The following is an 18000-nucleotide window of genomic DNA, read 5'->3' on the forward strand; positions in this document are numbered from 1 at the left end:
GAATGGGACAGCCGTACAAACCAAAAAATATTATTTTTTTTAATCCGAAAACTTCCTTTCCAAATTCGTGTCCTCAAAGTCTCTGAAGGTTAGGGATGACCCGTCAGACAATAATCTATCTTTCCATGGCACTTTTGTCAACGGCTTGTCGTATGGTCGCCCCCTCTCCGCAAATTCAATCTGGTGTATTGGATCTGGAAAATTTTCCTATTGCATCAGGAAAAGCGATGGCTCTCCAAGGTGACTGGAAATTTTTTCCAGGACAATTCAATGTTCCTGAAGGTGCCACTCCGCCCACTTACCTACCGGTTCCCGCTCTTTGGAACCAGGTTCCTTTGCGATCTGGGATCAAGGATGGGAAGGGTTATGGCACCTATGTTTTGGACATTCGCCTTCCAAAAGAAAATGAAATTTATTCGGTCTATTTACCTGAGGTTCGCACTTCTTTTCGACTTACCGCGGGTAACAGAAGTTTGGTGTCTGGTAGACCTGGCCAGACAAAAGATACAACCATTCCAAGTGCCCAAGGACAAAGTTTTACGATTACTGCAAAAGACCACCTTCAGATTCGTATTGAAGTCAGTAACTTCCATCACAAAGAAGGTGGCCTCCCTAATGCACCTGTCTTCGGCCTGGCGGAAAGTGTTCAGAATTATATTCTGGCACAAAGTACAATTGATTTAGCGTTAACAGGCGCTATATTTATGTTTGGTTTGTATCATTTCATTTTGTTTTTCTATCGTAACAAACAAAGAGAAGCATTTTACTTTGGTTTTTTTTGTTTGGTTTTCGCCGCTAGGATTCCTTTTGTTGGTAGTAAAACAATTTATGCAGTATTCCCAAATATTCCTTGGGAGTTAGTGGTTTATGTTGAGTATGCCTCTGTATTTGTTTTAGGAATTTTGTTTTTGTGGTTTGTTGATGGTTTGTTTCCTCGATTTATCGATACAAAGTTAATTCTTTATTTCAGTGCTTACGTACAGTTTATGTTAGTTTATGGTTTAATTATTAAACCGGAAGTTTATACACAGTTTGAAGTTGTATTCCAAGTATTGGGTGTTGTTTATGCTGTGTTTTTGGGCATTCGATTATACCAAATGATGGTTAGAGGGTTGCCCGATTCTGGAATTTTCTTTTTAGGATATGTTGTATTATTTATTGGGTTTGTTTATGATGTTTTTCTTGCTTATAGTGGGGAAGGGGAATCAACCTTATCTCAAATTGCTGTATTTTTGTTTTTTGGGGTTCAATCAACAATCGTTACACTTCGTACGGCAAGAACCTTTCATAAAAAAGTTTTATTAAAAGAAGAATTTGAAACTATTAACGAACAGTTTATTTTAACAAATCGATTATATGCAAAATTTATTCCTCGCGATTTTTTAACTCATTTAGGTAAGGAAAGTATCGAAGAAGTTCAGTTAGGTGATAGTAGCGAACGAGAAATGACGGTTATGTTCGCCGACATTTGGGAGTATTGGGATATCATTTACTCAATTCCTTTAGAAAATCGTATGTTGTTTACTAATTCTTATTTGGGAAGGATTGGGCCATGTGTACGAAAAAATAATGGTTTTATCGATAAATACATTGGAAGTGCGATTATGGCACTTTTTGATGGAGGAATTCAAAATTCCATCAAGGCAGCAGAAGACATCCAATGGGAATTAGAAAAATACAATGAACGTAGACGAACTTTCGGGTATTTGCCTCTTCATGCAGGGATTGGAATTCACTCTGGGGATACGATGCTTGGAATTTTGGGAGAAGAGGAAAGACTCGAATCCACAGTTATTTCTGACACTGTCAATCTTTCTAGTCGTATACAAGGTTTAACCAAAAAATATGGCGCAAGAATTTTGGTAAGTTTAACCTCACTTATGTTACATGAAGACTTGGATACAATTCCATATCGGATTTTGGACTTTGTACGTGTCAAAGGAAAACAAGAAACGGTGATGATTGCCGAAGTTTTGATACCTGATATTGATATTATCTCCAATAGGAAAATTGAAAATAAGGAAAGATTTGAAGCAGCCATTTTTGATTATGAACGTGCTGATTTTATTTCTGCCTTAGAAGGGTTTCGTGAAGTTTTTGCAAACAATCCAGAAGATTTGGCAGCACAAATTTATATTGAGAGATGTGAATATTACCAAACCGCAGGTGTAGGTGAAGATTGGGATGGAGTTTCCGCATGGGAAAAATAAATAAAACCATCGAATGTGTTTTATACTTTTTTATTTTCTCTATTTTGTTTTTTTCCTGTAATTTCAGTTCTTCACAAGAAGCAGTCAAAGGGTATCTTGAACTTCCACTTGAGGCAGTAGAAAACAATCAAAAACTTTCGACTGGTGGTGAATGGGAGTTCTATTGGGGGGAAGTATTTGGGGAAAGTTTATTTAGGAAAATATCTGAACCTAACAAGTCCTATGCGAAAGTTCCTTCCTCCTGGAATTCCTATAGACCAGAAGGTGAAGGTGGCGATGGTTTTGCAGTTTTTCGCCTAACATTAAAGATACCTGATCCAAAAATTCGGTATTACCTAAGGGTACAACCCGCCACAAGTTCTTATGAACTCTATGTTAATCGGCAAAAAATTGCAAGTTCTGGTAAAGTAGGAACTGATGAGTTAAGTGCAGTACCAAAATACCAAATCCAATATGTATCTTTTCAGCCAGAAGGAGTCGAACAAGAAATCCTTTATGTAGTGAGTAATTTTCATCATGCTCGAGGTGGATATAGAAAGCCGATTGAGATAGGTACTAAAGAGGTAATCCAAAACCAATCCCTTATTTATTCCGCAGGAGAAGTATTTGTTTTTGGTGCGATGTTAACTATGGCATTATACCAACTAACCGTATTTTTCTTCAGAAGGGAGGAAAAAAGTTCTCTATTTTTTGCTCTGTTTTGTTTGTTTACCGGCCTTCGATTGGTTGTTCTTGATAACTATTATATAGTTTATGCAATTCCAGATTTTTCCTGGCATTGGATGCAGGTTTTAGATTATACTTCCGCACCTCTTCTTGTGTGTTTTTTCTTAGGTTACTTAAAGAGTTTGTTTCCGGGAAGGTCTGAAGTGCCTAAGTGGATGTTGTATTCTTGTTGGAGTATAACTGCATGTTACGTGTCGTTTGTTCTTTTAACGGATGTTAAACTTTTTACGAAAACAAATATTTTTTCTCAAGTTGTAATTCTTTTTTTTAGTATTTGTTCTTTTTATGTGATTCTAAAGATTTATAAACAGAAAAAGAGAGATAGTAGTTTGGTTTTTTATGGATCACTACTTCTAATGATTGGGTCAACACATGATCTGATGGCTGGAAATTATTGGTTTCAGTCTCAACCATTAATGCCTTTTTCATTGTTTGTCTTCTTTTTGTTTCAGAGTATTCTACTTGCCAGAAGAAATGCTAGGTTCTATACCTCTATGGATACTTTGACAACGGAACTGATTGAAGTAAACAATCGGCTTGAAGCATCTAACCAAGTTTATGCGAAATTTGTTCCATTGCGTCTCATTCAATTGTTTTCAAAAGTAACCAAAGCTAGGGTCAAACGTGGCGATTTTATCGTAAAACAAATGTCGGTATTGTCATCAGATATTCGAGATTTTACCGCAATATCTGAAACCTTAAGTCCAGAAGAAACCTTTTTATTCCTCAATGACTATTTAAGACAAGTAGGGCCAACCATTCGATCTCATAATGGGTTTATCGAAAAATATGTTGGGGATGCTGTTTTTGCTTTGTTTGAAAGAAGTCCAGAAGATGCGTTATCAGCTGCCATTGAAATGCACAGAACAATTGCTAAGTGGAACGGGGAATCTAGACCTCACCGAGTAGGGGATATTCATATTGGAGTAGGAATTCATTATGGAGAATTGATGCTCGGTATCATTGGGGAAGAACAAAGAATTGAGTCTGCTGTATTATCTGACTCGATGGGTGTTGCCAATTCTTTGGAATCAATGACCAAAAAATATGGTGCAAAAATCATTCTTAGTTTGGACGCACTTCTTGAGATGGAGCGCCCCGATTCCTATCCGCATAGGTTATTAGATTTTATTAAAATTCCAGCCAAACAAAAGTTAATTGGAATTGCTCAAGTTTTGGTAGAGGGAGTGGAAGATTCCTTTGATCTGAAATTAAAAACCAAAGAACAGTTTGAAGAAAGTGTAAATTTGTTTTGGGATGGGGAATTTGCGAAAGCGGGGGATGGGTTTCGAAAGGTTCTTGCCATCGATCCTTCTGACAAAGCATCTCAATTGTATTTGGACCGAACGGAACTATATGCGCAAAACGGCCCACCTCCTGGGTTTGGGAAAGGATTTTTGGCATAAAAAAGACATAGATTCGCCCAGATTTCCGAAAAAGTTCTTGAACTTCCTCTCTAAATGAACGAGAGTCAGTAATACGGAGATTCCCATGACCCAAGCCACCCTCTCACAAACCTCGAATTCTGGAAAGGCTGTGATCCAAACCAAAAGTTTTACTCCCTCAGATATTGATCGTATTTTCCAAGCACAAAAGAAAAAGGCATTGGAACTTCGTTTATCCAATTTCAAAACAAGAATTCTTAAATTAAAAAAACTAAAAAACGCTGTCCTCAAGTACCAAAAAGAGATTCAAACAGCACTCCATTCAGATTTCAGAAAATCTGCGGGAGAAGTGGATATCACTGAAATTTTGCCAACCATTGCGGAAATCAATGATGCCATTCGCCATGTGAAACATTGGATGCGTCCGAAAAACGTAATGACACCGCCGACTTTACTTGGTGCCACTAGCCGTATTGTTTATGAACCAAAAGGAGTTTGTCTTATCATTGCTCCTTGGAATTATCCTTTCCACTTAGCCATTGCTCCACTGGCTGCGGCAATTGCTGCTGGAAACACAATCATGTTGAAACCTTCTGAGTTTACACCACATACAGCTGATGTCATTAAAGCAATGTTAAGTGAAATTTTTGCAGAAGATGAAATTGCCGTTTTCGAAGGTGATGTATCCGTTGCAACTGCATTACTTGAAGTTCCTTTTGATCATATATTCTTTACTGGCTCCACTCCTGTTGGTAAAATTGTGATGGCAGCGGCAGCAAAACATTTAACTAGCGTAACGTTAGAATTAGGTGGTAAGTCTCCATCAATCGTCGCAGAAGATGCTGATTTAAAAGTGGCTGCCGAAAGAATTATGTGGGGGAAATTTTTAAATGCAGGGCAAACTTGTGTAGCTCCCGATTATCTCTTAATTCCCGAATCCAAAGTGGAAGAATTTGTAAAATATGCAAAAGAAACCACTGAAAGTTTTTTTAAATCAAAACCTGAAAATTTTACATCTAGTCCAGACTTTTGCCGTATCGTGAACGCAAAAAACTTTGGAAGAGTATCTTCTTATATAGATGATGCAGTCAAAAAAGGTGCAAAAATTGCTTATGGTGGAGAAGTCAGAAGCTCTGATAATTTTATTTCACCAACCATCCTTACGAATGTATCTCTCGATGCACGTATTATGGAGGATGAAATTTTTGGGCCGCTTTTACCTATCATCACTTATAAAACTTTGGACGAAGCCATCCATATTATCAATGAGAGACCAAAACCATTAGCGTTGTATATTTTTACTAAAAAAAGAAGTACATCCAAATATGTTCTTAAAAGAACAAGTTCAGGTGGAGCTGTCATCAATGATGTGATTCTTCATTTGGTAAATTCGAATCTTCCATTTGGAGGAGTCAATCATTCAGGTCATGGTAGTTACCATGGACTATTTGGTTTTAAAACTTTCTCCCATGAAAGATCTGTTTTACAAACGCCTAAGGCATCAATTGCAAAATTGATGTATCCACCTTACTCCGGTTTTGTGAGACTGATGGTAAAATTAACTACTAAATTTTTCGTTTAGTTTTCTTTACTTTTCGGACACTCCTGGGATTACCTGGGAGTGGTTCTCCTTCCTTGATTCAAATCCACTAGATTAGCTTATTTTTCAAAATACTGATAAATATCAATTTCTGAAATGATTCTAAATCCGTGACACCTAAGTGATTAACTTTTTTGTGGAATTATGCAAAAGGATTACTCTGCACATTTAGATTCCTTGCGAATCACATGGTTAAGTGAACCTTTCCATTTGGGAATTCCGATCATCGACCTCCAACATGTTTGGTTGGTTCATATCATCCTTGAATTAGAAGAAATCATTGTTGAATCCGAGAAAGATGGTTCAGATGTGGATGTTCATTCTTCGTTTAGAAAAGCCTTGGATTATGTGGCAGAACATTTTGCATTAGAAGAAGATATTCTTGAACATTTTAACTATCCAAAGTTTTCAGAGCACATACAAGGACATCGTAAGTTTGTAGAACGTTTAACTGAAAAATATTATGAAGCAAAAAATAGCCAAATGGCTGCTCTTGGTATTTTACAAATCCTTAAAAAATGGCTTTTTCAACATATCTTACATGATGATACAGATTATGCAGATTTTTTTAAAGCAAGTGGATTTGATTTAAAATCCTACTGTAATGAAATTTTAAAATCAGGTAAATATCCAATCTCCAAAGAACAACTTTTGATTTATCAAAACATTGTGCAGATGGATACAACACATATTTCTCTTCAGGAACAATCTATTGATACAATTCAGGAGATAAGAAATATATGGAGAACGTATAATCTTTCTACTGGAATTCCTATTATCGATTTACAACACATTTGGTTATTAAAAATGATTGTTGAACTAGATCATTCTCTGAAGTTAGGTGACGGTTCCAGCGCCACCTTTCAAAAAGTCATAACAGCAGCTATTGAATATACCAAAGATCATTTTGGTGTGGAAGATAAAATAATGCGTTACTTTAGGTTCACCGATGTGGTCAACCACATGAACCAACACAAACGATTTATAGATTTTATCAAAACAAGAAACGACGAATTCAAATTGGGAAACCCTAGGGCGGGACTTCATTTGGTCCAAGACCTTCGTAACTGGCTTTTGTCTCATATTGCGCTGGAAGATAAAAAAATTGGACTCGCATTTGAATCGCGGGTGAGAGAACTTTCCGAGTTTACGAAAAAACTGCACCAAACTGGTGAAATTAGTATCTCTCGAGAGCAAAAAAACCTATATAAATTGGTAATGCAATCGGCTCCCGACCCTCTCGATTGATTTCCCTCGGAAATTGAATTGCCAGGTTCATTTTCCAGGAAAATCCTGTTTTCAAACGCATGGAATACGAAGTCATCATCGGTCTGGAAGTCCACGTCCAGCTCAACACTCTATCTAAAATTTTTTCTACTGCTACAAACGAATTTGGCGGTAGCCCCAACACACATATTTCCACACTTTGTGTAGCACTTCCTGGCACATTGCCAGTGTTAAACGAAGTTGTTTTGGAAAAGGCAGTGCGCGCTGGAGTGGCACTCGGATGCGAAATCACAAGGTTTACTAAATTTGATCGTAAAAATTATTTTTACCCTGATTTACCGAAGGGGTACCAAATTTCTCAATTTGATAAACCTTATGCAACCCAAGGTGGAATCTATATCAAATTAAAGGGGGAAACAGAAGAAAAATTCATTCCCCTAACAAGGATTCATATGGAAGAGGATGCGGGGAAACTCATTCACTCTCATGATCCTTCTATCAATCGTTCCTATGTTGATTATAACCGTGCAGGAACTCCTTTGATTGAAATCGTATCGGAACCTGACTTACGTTCTTCGGATGAAGCTTATGTTTATTTGAATGAATTAAAAACTATCTTACGATACATTCAAGTATCTGATTGTAATATGGAAGAAGGATCACTTCGTTGTGATGCAAACGTTTCCATTCGACCTAAAGGTGAAAAAGGTTTTCGCACTCGAGTCGAAATTAAAAACTTAAATTCTTTTAAGGCCGTAAAACAAGCGATAGACTATGAGATTGAATGGCAAAAGGATGTTTATTCTCGTGGAGAGTCTTTTCGCCAAATGACAAAACTTTGGGATGCCACATTACTCAAAACAATTCCTATGCGTTCCAAAGAGATGAGTCACGATTATCGTTATTTTCCAGAACCAGACCTTCCAACGATTCAAATCTCTGATTCTTTTATTGAAGATATTCGTAAAACATTACCAGAACTTCCAAGGCAAAAAAAAGAAAGATACAAAACGGAACTTGGATTACCTGATTACGATGCCGAAGTATTAACCAGCGAACGTGAGATAGCCGAATACTTTGAAGAAGCACTCCTTGTTTCTGGAGATGCCAAAAAAACTTCTAACTGGGTAAAAGATGAAATTCTTGGAATTGTAAATAAGGAAAACATTTCCATTCAAGAATTCTCTATTGATCCACTGCGAATTGGTAAACTTGTAAAACTCATCAATTCTGGTGAAATTACAGGAAAAATTGCTAAAACTATCTTTGAAGATATGTTAACTTCAAAAGACCAACCAGAAACAATTGTCGAAGCGAAAGGTTTGAAAGTAGTTCGTGATGACAAAGCATTAGAAGAAATTGTCATTCGTGTGATTGAGTCACAACCTGAATCAGTGGAAGGTTGGAAAAATGGAAAAGATCGAGTTCTTGGTGCCATCGTAGGTGGTGTGATGAAAGAAACCAAAGGTAAGGCCGATCCGAAACTCGTAAACGAATTGATTCTTGCTAAGCTTGGCCCACTGGGTGAAAAAAAGAAGGTATAACCTTTGTTAGGAAAAAAATAACGGCGGATGAAATATTAATTGTTTTATCCGCCACATAGAGAGTGTTAAGAAATTTCTAATTTGTGGACTGATCCAAAGTCCACAGGAGATTTAAAGGCTTCTTCATAAGGAGTTCCATTAAATTTGCATAAGGCCGCTCGAATGGGACCTGAGTGGCAAACAACAATCATTGCGTTTAAAGGTTTGTTGTTTGTGTTTTCCCAGCCTAGTCTTAATGGACCATCACTTTTCCAATCGTTGATAAAAGAATCCATTCTGAAAATAAGATCAGTGAAAGCTTCCCCACCAGGTGTTTTTGCATTTACGAAGTCTTTCATCCAAGGGATAGTTTCTTTTCTTGGAATTTCTTCCCAAAGTTTTCCATCCCAATCACCAAAATTCATCTCCCACAAACGTTCGTCAGTTGGTATTGAGTTATGATTTACCTTTGCAAAGTTGTATTTTGATAATAAGGCTGAAGATAGTTTTAGTGCTCTTGGCGCTGGACTCGAAAGGAAATGATCGAATGAGGATGGTAAATAAGAAAAAGTAGAATCTGCCGTATCTTCCACAGGATATTTGAGTGGGAAGTCTGTTCGACCATAACAAGTGCCTTTTGGTGCGATGGTTTCCGGATGGCGAATTAAATAGAGGTCCATACAAACACTCCTGAAATCCAAAGGCAAGTTTCTACCACTTGTTGGACGGCTCCCAAACAATCTCCAGTAAATCCACCGATCCAACGTTTCATCAGTGAATACATATAATAAAAACTAGGAACTATTAAAACCAAACTAAGTGAAAATTTTGGATATAAGTAAACAAGGAAAACAAATGGGAGGAGACCTGCAAGACTTGCAAATAGAGTTTGGGGCCAGGTGATTTCCTTTGCCATTGGTTTTGCGTAACCTTCTTCCTTTGCATAGGGAAGTAGTTTCATCATTAATACAGAAATAAAACGACTAAAACTATGTGCGGATAGAAAATAAAGTATAACGGGCATTTGTTGAAAGATTTTTTCAAGTGAAAACTGATTCCAAAAAAATCCTGTAGTTTTCAATGAATCGAGACCAGCAATTATTTTAAGAATCAATAATAGAGAAATTCCAGCAGCACCAAAACTTCCAACCCTACTATCTTTCATAATTCTAAGGATATCTTCTCTTTTCCAACCTCCGCCAATCCCATCACAAAAATCAGAAAATCCATCTTCATGAAATGCTCCGGTTAAAATCAGCAAAAAACCAAGGGAAATGATAAATGCTATCCCTGTGCCCAAAAACATTTGGAAAATGGTAAAGATACTCCATTGTAAAAATCCCAATAAAATTCCCACAGTGGGAGAGTATTTAATAGATTTATGTAACCATTCTTCTTGGAAACCTATCCATTTTGGAGAAGGTATTCTAGATAGAAATGATAAACAAACAAAGAAAAGGCGAATTTCTGTTATCATCCAAATCATAAAAATTTATTTTGAATCAGAATTGCTAACACCAGCATCAGCAAAGGACGCCATTTCATTTAAAAACTTAACACTCAGTTCAATCAGAGGATAAGCGGCTAGGGCGCCACTACCTTCTCCTAATCGAAGGTTGAGTCGAAGGAGTGGTCTTACTTTCCAATGTTCTAAAATGACAGTATGGCCTTCTTCTTCTGATAGGTGTGAAAAAATAGCGTAACTTTTTACGGAAGGATTGAGTGCAAATGCAATAGCGTATGCCGCTGTTGCAATAAAACCATCCACAACAAAAGTTTTCCTTTGTGCGGCTGCTCCAATCATAGCACCCGCCATCATTCCAATTTCAAATCCACCAAATTCAGAAAGAACTTCTAATGGATCATTTAATTTTCCTGTTCTCTGGTAGGCTTCGTTCAGAATTTTAAATTTGTTTTCCTTCCCGCTATTGTTTAGACCAGTGCCTCGTCCTACCAGTTTCCTGAGTGGAATCTCTGTTAGATGAGAAAGGATGAGAGATGCCGCAGATGTATTGCCAATTCCCATTTCGCCAAACAAAAATACATTAGTTTCCGAGTATCTATTTTCAGATAAGAGGTTTATCCCACTTAATATAGTTTCTTTTGCCTCATTGATAGACATCGCAGTTTGTTTTAAAAAGTTGGATGTTCCTTTTCTTATTTTTTTATCAATGGGTCTCGGGCCATTTTCGTCCCAATCGTGATCAACACCAGCATCAACCACTTCCACTTCAATATGACTGTGTTTGGCAAAAACATTGGCACAGGCTCCACCTGATAAAAAGTTCAAAACCATTTGCCAAGTGACATCTTTTGGATAGAGGGAAACAGGTTCATCCGTGATCCCATGATCTCCCGCAAATAAAATGAGTTTCGGATTTTTTAACTCAGGGGTGAGGGTATTTTGGATTTCTGCCAATTGCATGGCAATGGCCTCCAAATCACCCAGGGAACCCAAGGGTTTAGTTTTATTGTCAATTTTGCTGCGAATCGAATTTCGCAAAACATCGGTTACGGGAGAAATCGTAGGTAGGGAAAACAGGGACATAATCAAAACCATCCTTAACGAACCAGTACCAGCTTCCATCGTTTTTGGGCTTGGACGGGACAGGGAGGTTTGGGAATTGGCTATTTGGGCCGAAAAAAATCCGAAACTCTTCCCTTGGGGCGCTTTACGTACGAACCCATTGGCATTACTATGTCACCAAGCCATGCAAGATTTCGCCCACCTTCATTTGCATACTACCTATTCCATGCTCGACGGAGCCATACGGATCAGTGATCTCATGAAACGTGTGAAGGAACTAGGTATGAGTTCTGTCGCCATAACCGACCACGGAAACATGTATGGTGCCATCGAATTCTACAAAGAAGCAGTCAAACATGATGTCAAACCCATCATAGGATGTGAGTTTTATGTAACACCTTCGCGAAGTGCCGAAACAGAATTAGAGGAAATTGCTGACGGCGGTGCTTATCACATCATCTTACTTTGTAAAAATGAAACTGGTTATAGAAATATCATTAAACTAGCAAGTCGTTCGTTTACAGAAGGGTTTTATCGCAAACCTAGAATTGATTACGATTTATTAGAACGTCATAGTGAGGGTCTTGTTTGTTTGACCGCTTGTCTTGCGGGAGAAGTCAACCGAAAGATTTTAGAAGGCAAAGAAGACAAAGCGTATGCGTTAGCTGGTAAATTACATGAAATTTTTCGCAAAGAAGATTTTTATTTAGAAATCCAAGACCACGGAATTCCAGAACAAAGAACTGTTGCAGAAGCGGTTATGGGATTTTCCAAACGAACAGGTATTCCACTCGTTCTTACCAATGATTCCCACTTTTTAACAAAAGATGATAGGGAGGCGCAAGACATCTTACTTCGTATTGGTATGCGTAAGAATATCGATGATGAAATGCGTTTTGGATTTAATGATAATTTTTATGTAAAATCTCCCGCAGAAATGTTGGGCCTTTTCCCTGATCATACAGATGCATTTTATAATACTTTAGCCATTCGAGATAAATGTTCTCTTAATTTCCAATTTGGAAATCCTTTATTACCACCTTTTGAAGTTCCTGCTGGTTTTGATACCGATAGTTATTTGGAAAAATTGGTTTGGGAAGGTATTAAAGAAAAGTACCATGAGATAACGCCTGTTGTACGAGAAAGAACAGAATATGAAATGCAAACAATTCGAAATATGCATTTTGCCGGATACTTTCTCATTGTTCAGGATTATATTAACTTTGCTAGAAAGGCAGGTATTCCTGTCGGCCCAGGACGTGGTTCCGCAGCGGGATCAATCATTGCTTATGCACTTGGAATCACCAATGTGGATCCCATTCGTTATAATTTACTTTTTGAAAGGTTCCTGAACCCCGACAGAAAGGATATGCCTGATATTGATACGGATTTTTGCGTAGAAAGACGGGAAGAAGTAATTAATTACATCAAACATCGATATGGTGAGAACCGCGTAGGTCAAATCATCACCTTTGGATCTTTAGCTGCCAAAGCTGCCATTAAAGACGTTGCTCGTGTGTTCAATGTTCCGTTTTCTGAAGTGAACGAAATGAGTAAACTCTTTCCCAAAAAATTGGGAATTACCATCCAAGAAGCTGTAGAAACATCCAAAGACCTTCGTGACATTGCCGAAAAATCCGATTTAAACAAAAAAGTATTTTATATTGCTCAGAAACTAGAAGGTAACTATCGTCAGGTGGGAAGACACGCGGCCGGTGTTGTCATAGCTCCAACAGCTCTGGAAGAAATTGTTCCTTTGTCTACGGTGAGTGAGCCAGGTAGAGATGGACGTTCTATTGTTACCCAATACGACAAAAATATGTCGGAACAAGTGGGACTCATTAAGATGGATATCTTAGGTTTAAAAAACTTAACGACCATCCATCATGCCACAAAACTTATCGAAAAACGTCATGGTGTTTTACTTGATTTAGATAAAATTCCGCTCGATGATCCTGCCACCTTTAGTTTGTTACGAAAAGCAAATGTTCTAGGTATATTCCAGTTAGATTCGTCTTCAGGAATTCGTGACCTTTTTGCCAAAGCACAAGTGCAAAAATTTGAAGAGATTGCCGCCTTGCTTGCGTTATATCGTCCTGGTCCAATGGGATCGGGGATGTTGGATGATTATTTAGATCGTAAAAACGGCAAAAAGAAAGTTGTTTTCCCTCATGAAAGTTTAGCAGAAGTTTTGGGTGAAACCTACGGAGTGGTTGTTTACCAAGAGCAGGTGATGGGTATTTCACGAATCATGGGTGGATATTCAGTGGGAGACTCGGATGTTCTTCGTAAGGCGATGGCCAAAAAGGACAAATCAAAACTTCCTGCTTTGAAAGAGAAGTTTGTAAAAGGTGCGATCGAAAAAAAGATTAACGAAAAACTTGCCACCGAACTTTTTGAACAGTTAGAAAAATTTGGTGAGTATGGTTTTAATAAATCTCACTCAGTTGCTTACGCCTTTGTTACTTATCAAACAGCTTACTTAAAGGCAAATTATTCCATTGAATACTTAACGGCTTTATTATCAGGGGACCATTCGAAAATTACTGATGTTGTAAAATACATAAACAATGCTAAAGAAATGGGTATTCGCATTTTAGGGCCCGATGTCAAAGAATCAGGAATTTCTTTTGAAATCACTGATGATAAAACAGTAAGGTTTGGTCTTTCTTCCATCAAAGGTGTCGGGGAACTTGCAGCAGAAAACATCATCGCCAATCGGAATTCCATTGGTGGTTACAAACAACTAAGTGACTTCACCAAAAAATTGGATACAAGGCTTGCTAACAAAAAAGTTTTAGAGTCTCTTGCGCAAGGGGGAGCCTTTGATTCTTTTGGTTATACAAGAAAAACCATTTTCGAATCCACGGATATGATCTTAACCTACGCTAACAAAAAGCAGGCGGAAGAAAAAGAAGGTCAGTTTTCTTTATTTGGCGGCGCAAACGGTGGTGGGGAAGAAAATCTCAATTTACCCAAAGATGGAATAGAATGGAATGTGGATGAATTATTAAAGAGGGAAAAAGAAACTACAGGACTTTATCTTTCTGGCCACCCACTAGATAAATTTACAGAACAATTAAAAACACTAAAGCCAACAACCATCGAAAATTTAGAAGAGGTTCGACCCAAATCGAAAGTTGAGATTGCGGGAGTTCTTTCCAAAAAAGTAGTCAAACTCACAAAGAAAAAAGAAGAGTTTGTGAACTTTATGTTAGAGGACCAAACAGGGGAAATTGAATGTGTTGCCTTCCCTAAAACTTATGCCGAATTTAAACATTTATTCACAGAAGACAATACAGTATTCATTCGTGGGATTTTGGAACGCCTGGATGCCGACGAATCAGAGTTAAAAGGTCAGATTATTGTTAACAAACTCGAAGAACTAAATTCCGTTACCATTGAAAAGAAAATGGAGAAAACTCTTCATTTAACTATTAATATGATGGAAGAAAAAAATAGAGATGTCATTTTAAAATTACAAGATGTTCTCTCCGTACATAGAGGTGCTTCTTCCGTGTTCTTTCATTTGGTTGGAAATGGTGACGAAAAAAAAGTTATTCGAGCTCACGACCATTTCTCCATTGAAATCACTCCTGACCTTATGAAGATGTTAACCGATATACTTGGAAAAGGAATGGTTCGTTATACAGTTGGTGAAGAAGTCAGAGTATTTGGATAAAATCGGTGGCGACAACTTCTCTTTCATTAACTTTATTATTAGAGTTTCTTTGGATGGGTTCTGGATCAGTATTTTGTTTGGTCTGGTCCCTTTCGAATTTAATACAAAATAGAAATACCTCTGGATTTGTTTGGTCTTTTGTTTTGTTTTCTACAGGGCTTTGGTTACTCACCGGAGCATTTATGTTCACTGGGTTTTACCAATACCTTCCTACCATAGCCTTAGTGCATATTCCCTTCGTATTTCTTTCTGCAACGTTACTTTATTTGTATTTGGAATACCTGTTTTTAGAGAAACCAATCCATATCAAAATTTATCATTTTGTTCCTGCCTTTCTATCTGTTATTTTTTTGATTCCATTTTATCTAGAATCCAATACGCAACAATTGGAAATTTTGGAACAACTTGGTAAAACGGAATATGGATCAGTTATCGTTGGACTAAACTTTGGTATTAAGATATCCATTTTGTTATCTGTAGGAACTTTTTTAATCAAAGAGTGGATTCCTAACGTTAGGTTGTCTGTTTTTTTTACAAAGAAAGCCATTTACTCTTTAATTTTTATCCTTCTAATTTGGATCGACTTATTACTAGGCAGTATTGGATTTACGTTTCAAATTCCTTTTTTTCGTAAACTCAGTGCCTATCTATTGCCTGTTCTTATGTATTTTTATTATTTTACTCGAGAACTTTGGGCACCATTTGTTTCTGATGTGCGTGATAGCATCCAAAGAAACAAATACGAAAAATCCAAATTGGTTTCAGTTCAGTTAGAAACCATCGACCAAAGATTGTATGAATTGATGTGTGAAAAAGTGTTTTGTGATGAAGACTTGAGTCTTTCTAAACTCGCAGAGATGGCAGAGGTCAAACCAGGACAACTTTCTGAATACTTTCACAAACGGTATGGATTTGGATTTTACCAATACATCAATCAATATAGGATCGATGAGGCAAAACGTTTGTTATTGGAATCAGAAGAAAGATCCATACTTTCCATAGCAGATTCTGTTGGGTTTAATTCTAAATCAACCTTCAACCGTGTATTTTTGGAGACGGTTGGATCTACCCCTTCCGAGTTTCGCAAACAATCAAAACTGGCTTAAGTCCACACAATTTCGAAGTCTCAAAGAATTCCTCAAGACGACAGTTGTAAAAATCTAAATTAGAATTGGTTTGTAACGAGGAAATTCCATGCGAACCATGATTGATTTTTATTTAAACCTTCCAGCCAAATTCGGAAACAAAAATGCTTTTGCTACCCGAGTTGGGGCTGGCGTTTATCAGTATAAAACTTACGACGACTTACTCATTGATGCAAAAGATTTAGCATTTGGATTGCGTTCAGGTTTGTCAGAAAGAGAAAAGGTGGCCATCTTTGCTGACAATGCATACGAGTGGATACAAACAAGTATTGCGGTGACATTACTTGGAGCCGTTGATGTTCCGAGGGCTTCTGATGTCACCGACCAAGATATATTATATATTTTGAATCATTCGGAATCAAAAATTCTTTTTGTAGAGAATGAAACTGTATTCAAACGAGTGATTCGTTTGGAATCAGAGTTGGAATATTTAAAAGAAATTGTCATTCTCTATCCTCCGAAAGAAGGGAATAAAGAATTAAGTTCTAGGAAAATTAAAATATCAACCTTACAAGAGATAGTCGCCAAAGGTAAGGAACTTCGTAAAGCCGATCCATCTGATTCCTTTTTTTTAAATTCTACTATCAAAGAATCTGATTTATTTACGATGATTTATACTTCGGGAACTACTGGTACTCCTAAAGGAGTGATGTTGACACATGGGAATATTTTATTCCAACTTAAAAATCTTCCGATTCGGTTACAAAAGGGAGATAGAACCTTATCAATTTTACCAGTTTGGCATATCTTTGAAAGAATTTTTGAAATCTTTAGTTTATACTACGGAGCTTGTACTTATTACAGCAGTGTTCGTACTTTAAAAGAAGACTTAAGATTTGTTAAACCACACTTTATGGCTTCTGCACCAAGACTTTGGGAAAGTATCTATTCTGGTATTTTAGGAACTCTTTCCAAATCTTCTGCAACCAAACAAAAAATGTTTCAAATTGCTATGTTCTTTGCGAAAAGATTTTTTATTTCAAGACAAGTGATTACTGGAAATGTTTTGGATATTCATCCAGTAGTATTTTGGAAACAAATCCTTCGTTTTGTTTATCATTTATTTAGATTCTTTTTGGTATGTGTTCCACATTTCTTTTTTGATTTTTTAGTATTGTCCAAGATTAGAAAGGCAACTGGTGGTGAACTTCGCGGTTCTTGTTCTGGTGGGGGAGCACTTCCATATCATGTAGATGAATTTTTTAACACAATTGGAATTCCTGTATTAGAAGGTTATGGTATGACTGAAACGGCACCTGTCCTTGCTATGCGAACCTTTGAAGAAATCATTCCTGGTTCTGTAGGTCGTATTTTCCCAAAAACAAATTTAAGGCTTGTGGATCTTCATACAGGAGAAGTTTTTTTAGATACAGAGGTTGGGAAATTTGTATTTGGAAGAAAAGGTGAGATCCATGTGAAGGGAAAACAGGTGATGGCAGGTTATTATAAAAATCCTGATGCTACTAATAAAGTGTTGGTGGATGGTTGGTTAAATACCGGTGACTTAGGAATTTTCACTGCAAATCATAATTTAAGGATTGTGGGTCGATCCAAAGAAACAATCGTTCTGTTAGGTGGTGAAAACGTAGAGCCAGTTCCCATTGAATCGAAAATTTTAGAATCGGAATGGATTGACCAATGTATGGTGGTTGGCCAAGACCAAAAGTATTTGAGTGTTCTTGTTTACCCGAATGTTTCTCGATTTGATGAACCATTATCTGGGGAATTTTGGAAACAAAAAGAAGTGATTCAAAAAATAGAATCTGAAATTAAAGCAAAAGTAAATGCACAAACTGGATTCAAATCTTTTGAAAGAGTGGTTGGAGTGGCGATATTACCAAAACCGTTTGAAGTGGGTGATGAACTAACTGCCAAATTATCTTTAAAAAGACATGTGATTACAGAGAAATACAAATCTGAAATTGCCAAATTGTATTCCAATAACTGAAAATAAACAAATTCAGTGATTAGATTT

Annotated in this window: 11 protein-coding genes; 8 read left to right on the forward strand and 3 right to left on the reverse strand. The window is 37.1% G+C overall.

Translation table 11 applies throughout. The annotated features are described in order from the left end of the window. Positions 1-95 precede the first annotated feature (95 nt). The 5 genes from EHR07_RS13925 (at position 96) to gatB (ending at position 8692) form a co-directional block, all read left to right on the forward strand. Entirely contained in the window at positions 96-2210 is a 2115-nt protein-coding gene (locus EHR07_RS13925; RefSeq protein WP_135745621.1) for an adenylate/guanylate cyclase domain-containing protein, read from the forward strand. Then, positions 2198-4342 (forward strand): adenylate/guanylate cyclase domain-containing protein, encoded by a 2145-nt coding sequence (locus EHR07_RS13930; RefSeq protein WP_135745622.1) that lies wholly within the window; start codon positions 2198-2200, stop codon positions 4340-4342. The genes EHR07_RS13925 and EHR07_RS13930 overlap by 13 nt, the downstream gene beginning before the upstream one ends. A gap of 79 nt (positions 4343-4421) precedes the next feature. Continuing rightward, on the forward strand, positions 4422-5903 hold the full coding sequence (locus EHR07_RS13935; RefSeq protein WP_409035729.1) for an aldehyde dehydrogenase family protein: 1482 nt from the start codon (positions 4422-4424) through the stop codon (positions 5901-5903). Between the two features lie 162 nt (positions 5904-6065). Next, on the forward strand, positions 6066-7169 hold the full coding sequence (locus tag EHR07_RS13940; RefSeq protein WP_135745624.1) for a bacteriohemerythrin: 1104 nt from the start codon (positions 6066-6068) through the stop codon (positions 7167-7169). 59 nt (positions 7170-7228) lie between these two features. After that, on the forward strand, positions 7229-8692 hold the full coding sequence (gatB, locus tag EHR07_RS13945) for an Asp-tRNA(Asn)/Glu-tRNA(Gln) amidotransferase subunit GatB (RefSeq protein WP_135745625.1): 1464 nt from the start codon (positions 7229-7231) through the stop codon (positions 8690-8692). Between the two features lie 65 nt (positions 8693-8757). Here the strand turns inward: gatB and EHR07_RS13950 are convergent, their stop codons facing one another. From EHR07_RS13950 to cobT, 3 genes are read right to left on the reverse strand one after another with little or no spacing between them, the layout of a single operon-like run. Continuing rightward, positions 8758-9351 (reverse strand): histidine phosphatase family protein, encoded by a 594-nt coding sequence (locus tag EHR07_RS13950; protein WP_135745626.1) that lies wholly within the window; start codon positions 9349-9351, stop codon positions 8758-8760. After that, complete coding sequence (locus tag EHR07_RS13955; protein WP_135745627.1) at positions 9336-10157, reverse strand: adenosylcobinamide-GDP ribazoletransferase; 822 nt, start codon at positions 10155-10157, stop codon at positions 9336-9338. Before EHR07_RS13955 ends, EHR07_RS13950 begins: the two co-directional genes overlap by 16 nt. 6 nt (positions 10158-10163) lie before the next feature. After that, positions 10164-11219, reverse strand: coding sequence for a nicotinate-nucleotide--dimethylbenzimidazole phosphoribosyltransferase (gene cobT, locus EHR07_RS13960; RefSeq protein ID WP_135745628.1), 1056 nt, complete (start codon positions 11217-11219; stop codon positions 10164-10166). Between the two features lie 163 nt (positions 11220-11382). Between cobT and dnaE the strand changes: the two genes are divergently transcribed. From dnaE to EHR07_RS13975, 3 genes are all read left to right on the forward strand, one after another. After that, positions 11383-14880, forward strand: coding sequence for a DNA polymerase III subunit alpha (gene dnaE / locus EHR07_RS13965; protein ID WP_135746301.1), 3498 nt, complete (start codon positions 11383-11385; stop codon positions 14878-14880). A 53-nt stretch (positions 14881-14933) separates the two neighbouring features. Continuing rightward, positions 14934-15986, forward strand: a complete 1053-nt coding sequence (locus EHR07_RS13970; RefSeq protein WP_275067123.1) for an AraC family transcriptional regulator — start codon at positions 14934-14936, stop codon at positions 15984-15986. 88 nt (positions 15987-16074) lie between these two features. Beyond that, positions 16075-17973 carry an AMP-dependent synthetase/ligase gene (locus tag EHR07_RS13975; RefSeq protein WP_135745630.1) on the forward strand — a complete coding sequence of 633 codons (1899 nt, stop codon included), beginning with the start codon at positions 16075-16077 and terminating at the stop codon, positions 17971-17973. The last annotated feature ends 27 nt before the right edge of the window (positions 17974-18000 follow it).

Source organism: Leptospira bandrabouensis, assembly GCF_004770905.1.
Classification (GTDB): domain Bacteria; phylum Spirochaetota; class Leptospiria; order Leptospirales; family Leptospiraceae; genus Leptospira_A; species Leptospira_A bandrabouensis.

Excerpts from the sequence above, each read along its gene's own strand:
- cobT (WP_135745628.1), bottom strand. The coding sequence starts at position 11,219 with ATGTCCCTGTTTTCCCTACCTACGATTTCTCCCGTAACCGATGTTTTG.
- EHR07_RS13955 (WP_135745627.1), bottom strand. The coding sequence starts at position 10,157 with ATGATTTGGATGATAACAGAAATTCGCCTTTTCTTTGTTTGTTTATCA.
- EHR07_RS13975 (WP_135745630.1), top strand. The coding sequence starts at position 16,075 with ATGCGAACCATGATTGATTTTTATTTAAACCTTCCAGCCAAATTCGGA.
- gatB (WP_135745625.1), top strand. The coding sequence starts at position 7,229 with ATGGAATACGAAGTCATCATCGGTCTGGAAGTCCACGTCCAGCTCAAC.
- dnaE (WP_135746301.1), top strand. The coding sequence starts at position 11,383 with ATGCAAGATTTCGCCCACCTTCATTTGCATACTACCTATTCCATGCTC.
- EHR07_RS13950 (WP_135745626.1), bottom strand. The coding sequence starts at position 9,351 with ATGGACCTCTATTTAATTCGCCATCCGGAAACCATCGCACCAAAAGGC.
- EHR07_RS13970 (WP_275067123.1), top strand. The coding sequence starts at position 14,934 with ATGGGTTCTGGATCAGTATTTTGTTTGGTCTGGTCCCTTTCGAATTTA.
- EHR07_RS13925 (WP_135745621.1), top strand. The coding sequence starts at position 96 with ATGACCCGTCAGACAATAATCTATCTTTCCATGGCACTTTTGTCAACG.
- EHR07_RS13940 (WP_135745624.1), top strand. The coding sequence starts at position 6,066 with ATGCAAAAGGATTACTCTGCACATTTAGATTCCTTGCGAATCACATGG.
- EHR07_RS13930 (WP_135745622.1), top strand. The coding sequence starts at position 2,198 with ATGGGAAAAATAAATAAAACCATCGAATGTGTTTTATACTTTTTTATT.